The organism is Halohasta litorea (assembly GCF_024494645.1).
In the GTDB taxonomy this organism is placed as follows: Archaea; Halobacteriota; Halobacteria; order Halobacteriales; family Haloferacaceae; genus Halohasta; species Halohasta litorea.
The window spans coordinates 1-2,577 of the sequence record NZ_JANHDJ010000029.1 but is presented as its reverse complement, the minus strand read 5'-3'; the positions used below and the strand labels follow the sequence as shown (position 1 = coordinate 2,577).

Below are 2,577 nucleotides of genomic sequence, written 5' to 3'. Positions count from 1 at the left end.
CCGCCGACAGCGACTGGTTAGCAGTAGAACTCACGGTCACCGTCTTGTTGAAGGCTAGCCAGCCACCGCAGACACAGATTCAGCACCTACTGGAGGAGGTCGTGAGGTTCTCGATGTGATCGACTGACTATAGGCTACGGCCAGAAGCAAAAAAGGCGATAAAAGAAGTCGATGTTCTGGTTGACACTATCAACCAATACTCGATGGCCGAGCTGCTCAAACAGGGTACTCGAATAGAAAACGGAGAACTCATGCTCAACAATGAATAGGTCCCAATAATCACAGTCCTTACGTTGAATACATCCTCTAAGTATAGCAATCTGCCTGCTGATTCCGGTCTTCTTCTGTTAGTGATCTTTTGTACGTCGGCTTCAACCGATAAGTGACGCTATCGACTGACCCGATAGTACAACAATATTAACTAACACTTTGATCCAGAAATGACTAGCGTTGGTTAATATATTCTGCTCTCGTGTAGAACCTGAAATTCCTACAGTGCTGGAGACGTTAACGGTTGGTATCGACACAGAAGACACATGAACTGAGTGTCACTGACAGGCTGTAAACCTATGAAACAGTGCTAATAACGAACGTTCACAGTAGAACGAAGACTAACTACTCAACCGGACAGACTATATCGCCATTTTGGCGTACTCGATCGAATTTCTCAAGATACGTCAGCCTATCTCGAACCGCATCAAGCTCCAATCCGAGATTGGCAACTAACTCGTCGACGGTCATCGGTTCGTTGAGTGCTTGGAGGACTTCAAGCCCCCGGTAGTACCTATTCGTGAGCTCCTGAACGCGGGCCTCGACTGGCGTGGTCACTCCGTACCGCTCCTCAAGTTCCATCAGAGCTTCGTTCGCGAACGTGGCAAACTGATTGTCACCCAGGCGTTCGATCTGGGCTTCGAGTTCATCCTGGACGACACCATAGTCAAGGCCAGCCTGTACGAGCATATTCATGTCCTCGATATCGTCGTCGCGGCCGGCGATCAGTTTGAACAGGAAGATATCCTCGTTGCTGACCAGCCGAACCGTCAATCGGTCCGTGTTGAGGAACGGCTCGCTACGCTCCTGCATGCCGTCGGTGAGCACGAGCTTATTCGCGACCTGCTGGTTGAAGATATCGAGACGGCATCTATCGTCGTTCTCGACGCAGCTGGTCGCACCTAGGGCCCGATAATCGGCATCCAACGATTGTACTTCGGCATACCCAAGATCCATAAGTACAGCCCACAGCTAGCCGTACGCATCGCCGTCAGCGACGACCAAGTCAATATCCTTCGTCGCCCCCTTGAGATCACGTAACGACATCGCACCACCACCAATTAGGTAGACAGTGAGCGGGTCGGACAACTCTTCGGCGATTCGTCGAAACTCGTTCTCGATATATTCTCGTCCAAATGTTGGTCTCATTGTGGAAGGTCCACCTCGTAGTCAGCCGCCAGCTCTTGGAACTCGTTCCACTCCGGGAGGCGGTCGTCGTCGACCTCTCCACGTGTATCGAGGTAGCGGACCAAGGCGTCGATTTCGTCTTCAAGCCCGTATTTCGCCGCTCGGTCACGAAGGTCACTCTCGTCGACGTCGACATGACTGAGCAGTAGGAGACAGTACGAGCGGTGGCGAGTATCGTTGTCGATCAGTAGCGTGTGACAGCACAACTCCGCTGGCGAGACTGAGCCAAGATCCTCAGAGTAGACGTAATAGCGGTGACTGGTTAACAGAAACTGAAGGTCGAAGGCCGCGAATCGAGCGAGTCCAGTTTCGTGGAATCCCTCTGCGTCGACCTCTGTTTGAGTTTGTGCGAGAAATTCACCGTGGTCTTCCCAAAGAATGGTTCCGTTTAGGGCGACAGATTCAAGCCGTCGACGATGGAGACAGTGTGCGAGTTCACGCGCGAACTCGTGGAGTCGGTCGAAGTCACCGTTGAACTGATACTGACTGTCGGTCGTCCCGACGAGGCCGCGGTTACGGAGCCGTTTGAGCACCCGATTAACGGTGTTACGGTAGTTATCAGTCCTTGCAGCGAGGTCCGCAACGGTTCGCGGCTGAGCAAGATAATAGAGAACCTCGAGGGTCTTCCCCGTCAACAACTCCGAGAAGTCGATGTGGGAGTACTGCCGAACGAGATCCTGGTAGATTTCTACGGCCCGGGCATCCGAGGGAACGACTCGCTTCCGACGGCCGTCCCGTTCCGTGTAGAGCAACCCTTTTTCGACGAGGTCCGTCACGGCACGAGAGAGATAGCTCTCGCTGTAGTCGAGCTTCGTTGCAAGCTCGGAGATTGTGTCGCCGCGTTCGACGATGGCGAGGACCTCAAGTTCGATACGTCGGAGCACAGTGTAACATAGTAGGAAACATATTTATAAAGAAGTTTCGAGTAGTGTTACGCTTTCGTAGCCGAGTCGGATCAAGCTCAGCGAGGGATTGGTTAACCAACAAAACTAGAGGGTGTCATAGAACGAGTAACACACCAAAGAGCAGGGTGAACGCTGAGGTGGAATGAGTTCAGCGACCCTGCAAGATGATCCTTCGGTAGAGTCGTTCTTCAATGTCGTGGAGACCGAGACGCTA

General features: G+C 52.5%; 1 protein-coding gene and 1 pseudogene. Both read right to left on the bottom strand.

What is annotated here, in order from left to right; all coding sequences use genetic code 11:
- Window positions 1-615: 615 nt before the first annotated feature.
- Window positions 616-1,419, bottom strand: a pseudogene (locus NO877_RS19670) (DUF6036 family nucleotidyltransferase).
- Window positions 1,416-2,342, bottom strand: a complete 927-nt coding sequence (locus NO877_RS19660) for a MarR family transcriptional regulator (RefSeq protein WP_256397982.1) — start codon at window positions 2,340-2,342, stop codon at window positions 1,416-1,418. The pseudogene NO877_RS19670 and the gene NO877_RS19660 overlap by 4 nt, the downstream one beginning before the upstream one ends.
- Window positions 2,343-2,577: the final 235 nt, after the last annotated feature.